5 protein-coding genes, 1 tRNA gene and 1 pseudogene are annotated in these 3,118 nt (G+C 63.5%); 1 reads left to right on the forward strand and 6 read right to left on the reverse strand.

Features of this window, described 5'->3' with window-relative positions; translation table 11 throughout:
* A partial coding sequence (locus AC2VOP_RS03555; RefSeq protein WP_486959692.1) for a wax ester/triacylglycerol synthase domain-containing protein occupies window positions 1–460 on the reverse strand: 460 nt, incomplete at its 3' end.
* Window positions 461–672: 212 nt separating this feature from the next.
* On the opposite strand from AC2VOP_RS03555, the gene AC2VOP_RS03560 reads away from it, so the two are divergent.
* Window positions 673–749 (forward strand) — tRNA-Arg (locus tag AC2VOP_RS03560).
* Between the two features lie 487 nt (window positions 750–1,236).
* Here AC2VOP_RS03560 and AC2VOP_RS03565 read toward each other — a convergent pair.
* From AC2VOP_RS03565 to AC2VOP_RS03585, 5 genes and pseudogenes are all read right to left on the reverse strand, one after another.
* Window positions 1,237–1,605 (reverse strand): helix-turn-helix domain-containing protein, encoded by a 369-nt coding sequence (locus AC2VOP_RS03565; protein WP_486959693.1) that lies wholly within the window; start codon window positions 1,603–1,605, stop codon window positions 1,237–1,239.
* Window positions 1,602–1,778 carry a hypothetical protein gene (locus AC2VOP_RS03570; RefSeq protein WP_486959694.1) on the reverse strand — a complete coding sequence of 59 codons (177 nt, stop codon included), beginning with the start codon at window positions 1,776–1,778 and terminating at the stop codon, window positions 1,602–1,604. The genes AC2VOP_RS03565 and AC2VOP_RS03570 overlap by 4 nt, the downstream gene beginning before the upstream one ends.
* 20 nt (window positions 1,779–1,798) lie before the next feature.
* Window positions 1,799–2,005, reverse strand: coding sequence for a hypothetical protein (locus tag AC2VOP_RS03575; RefSeq protein ID WP_486959695.1), 207 nt, complete (start codon window positions 2,003–2,005; stop codon window positions 1,799–1,801).
* Window positions 2,006–2,191: 186 nt separating this feature from the next.
* Window positions 2,192–2,392 (reverse strand): hypothetical protein, encoded by a 201-nt coding sequence (locus AC2VOP_RS03580; RefSeq protein WP_486959696.1) that lies wholly within the window; start codon window positions 2,390–2,392, stop codon window positions 2,192–2,194.
* Between the two features lie 394 nt (window positions 2,393–2,786).
* Window positions 2,787–3,118, reverse strand: a pseudogene (locus AC2VOP_RS03585) (cellulase family glycosylhydrolase); the annotation flags it as partial.

A 3,118-nucleotide genomic window follows, 5' to 3' on the forward strand; every position in this document is an offset into this window, starting at 1 on the left:
CGCCGCCGACCCCATCGGTAACGGCATGGCTGATGTGCAAAAGCGTGGCCGCCCCCCCGTCGGGCAGCCCCTCGAGCAGGGTCGCCGACCACAGCGGACGTGAGATGTCCATCGGCGACTGCATGCTGACCTCGGCCAGATCCAGCACCTCGCGCAGCCCGCCGGGTTGGGGAACCTGCATCCGCCGGACATGAAAGTCCAGGTTGAAGTCCGGATCGACCACCCAGCGCGGCGAGGCCGTCGGCAGCGTGGGCACCACCACCTTCTGCCGCAACCGCAACACCCGGCGGGAGACGTTGTCGAAGACGCTGCGGAACCGGTCCCAGGCCGGGGTGGTGTCCAGCAGCTCCACCCCCATGATTCCAGAGCGGGTGCGCGGGTTAGCTTCGCCGCGGTGCAGCAGGTAGTCGACGGCGCCCAGCTTGACCGGCAGGCCGGCAGCATCGACTAAATCACCCACGACCGGCTCCCGGCACCGACCTGCAGACCCGGCCGGCCCGCCGCAGTCGGCATAGCCACTCTGATCACTCTGCGCCCTCCCGCTTCCGACACGTCTCGAACTACCGTTCAACCTAGTTCTTCACCCGCTGCGACGGGGGCCGATTCTCAGTCACGGCTATCGCTGCCTATCGCGGCCTATCGTGCTCGAACGGATAAACTGAGGTCTCGATCGCCTCCGTAGCTCAGTCGGATAGAGCATCGGACTTCTAATCCGACGGTCGCAGGTTCGAATCCTGCCGGGGGCACCAGGTCAGACGTTGTTTTCAGGGCGGTCGGGCCACTTTCGGGCCAGATGCCAGCGCGCAGTGGTCGACGCCCTGTGCGTGGTGCGGCTCAAGAGGGCTGGTTGCATCGACTGATGCGGATGGGCCGGGCGGCACCGAGGCCATCTGGCCCGACACCATCGTCATCGAGTGGCGGCGCTGACCGCCCTACCGAGGTGACCTTGGCTCATCGTCCGGGGGGCAGGGTGTCAGCAGTCATGGACGCATTCGCCGTGGTGCCGATGCCCCCAAGCGCCCTAGGTACGCGGCGTGCAGTTGCAGCCGAAGGCGATGTCGCCCAGGCGCTCCGCGCTGATCTTGCCGCATCTACGACACCGGGTATGGTGCGGATCGTCAGGCAGCGATGGGGCCGTCAGCGGCCCGAGGTAATCGAATCCGTGTTCCTCGGCGAACGATTTTGCTTCGTCGTAGAACGTGTGTACCGCGCACGTCCACGGATTCAGGCTCAGTCCTACGATCGCCGTGCGGGAGCGATCGATTCCAGGTCGAGTTCGACATCGCGGCCATGGATTGTCACGACCACGCGTGGGTGTTCTCCTGCGGCCTTCAGGTAGTCGTTGAGCGTCGACAGCAGCATGTCGTGCTGCCGCTCCAGGCGGCTTACCACCGTCTGGGGCACGCCCATTTGTTCGGCGAGGGCAACTTGGGTAAGGTCTGCTGCTCGCCGGATCGCGGCCAGGTTCTCGGCGTAGATCCGATCCGCCTCGTCCATGCCAGCCCGGATGGCTGCGATGCGTTTGGTCATGCCTGGGATGGCCTGCACTCGGGCCATCTGCTCGGCGGCCCGCTTTGTGCCGACGAAGGAGGTGTTCTCGGTCATGGGTCTTCCTCGGGTCTAGTTTTGAACAGGTAACTTTCGATCGCTGCGTCGGCGCGGGAGCCGGCGCTGTTGTAGAACGCGTCGCCCATCTGCGCTTTTTCGGCGCCGAATAGGACGATCACCACTTCGCCGGCGCGATCAGGTGGGAACCAGACAATCAGGCGCATCGCCACGCCGGCGATGAAGGGATGCGCTACCCGCCACAGTGGGTAGCGCCGCGACTGCGCGACCGTTTCAACGTCGGCGTATCCCACTCCGGCGCCGCTTGCAGATCCCGTAGCACTTCCAGTTCCGCCTCAACGAGCGCGGACTGTCTTAGAGCACGCTCGTCACCGACCTCGGCATGCTTGATCAACTGGTCATACCAGCGGTCGAACTCGCCCGTCCAGTCGATCAGCACACCTTGGTTATAGCACAGGAGTACTAGTACGCTAGTATGCTAGTCCGCGGCTGGTTCGGACCGGCCAGCAATCCTTCGACGCCCTCGTCATGCTCGCCGAGGGCCGACCCTGGTTGCCCGCATAACCTGACCAGTTACTCGTGAACTAGCGGCTTGAGCGAGCCAATCATCGACCCGCTCAGTCGGTCACTGGCCAGGCACGCCCGGTGTGCCGCCGAGCACACCCGGTAAGCCGGCGAACGGACCAGCCGGGTTGGGTATGCCACCGAAAATTCCCTGCACATCGGGCCGGTCGCTGATGAGAAACGGTATATTCGGCAGCTGGCCCTTGGCCACCGACGACATCGCGTCCGGGCAGTAATTCGACAGCGCCGTTCGACTGAACATGTCGGCCGTGTCCGACTGGGGGCCTTGCTTTCCGGTGATCTCAGATGTTCCGTTGGTCAAATCGGATGCAGCCCTGGCAAGCTTTGAGCCAGATTGCAGCAGGAAAGGACAGAGCAACTGGAGGTCAGACTCGTCCGCATAAGCGGGCGCAGCCCAAGCCGCACCCGTAGCGATCAGACCGGCACATATCGTCAGTCCTACTTCGAGAATCCGGTGATGTCGCATTGTGTTTCTCCTGTTCGTCTCGAATGGTCGACGTACGCTCATGCGCGGAAAAACGCCGTTTACCTCACCGACACTGCTATTCGAGCGTCACATTTGGAGTAAGATGTCGTCACGGATCAGACTCTATAGAATCATTTAACTATTGCCATTGGCCGCGAATTGGCCGAGGTCACAATGCAGCGGAACTCACGGTGACGTCGACAGTGCTTGCGCCGCTGTCTGATTCGACCACCAGTATGGGGGCGTTGGCGGCCGAGACGACATGGCCGCCGGTGACGCTGACCTGGTAGCCGTTCGGATACTGGATGGCCGGCACCGCGATGTCGGTCTGTGAGCCGGCCGGGAAGTGGCCCGACCCGTTCGCCATCTCGGTGGAGTAGCTGAGTGTGAACGTGCCGTGGTCGAACGAGTACGAATTCGGGATGCCGGCGATCGCCTGCGGGTACGGCTCGGCCAGTGTCTCCAGGTGCGCGGTGTTGACGTTGTCGCCGGTCGGCGGCA

Source organism: Mycobacterium sp. TH-M106 (assembly GCF_057473765.1).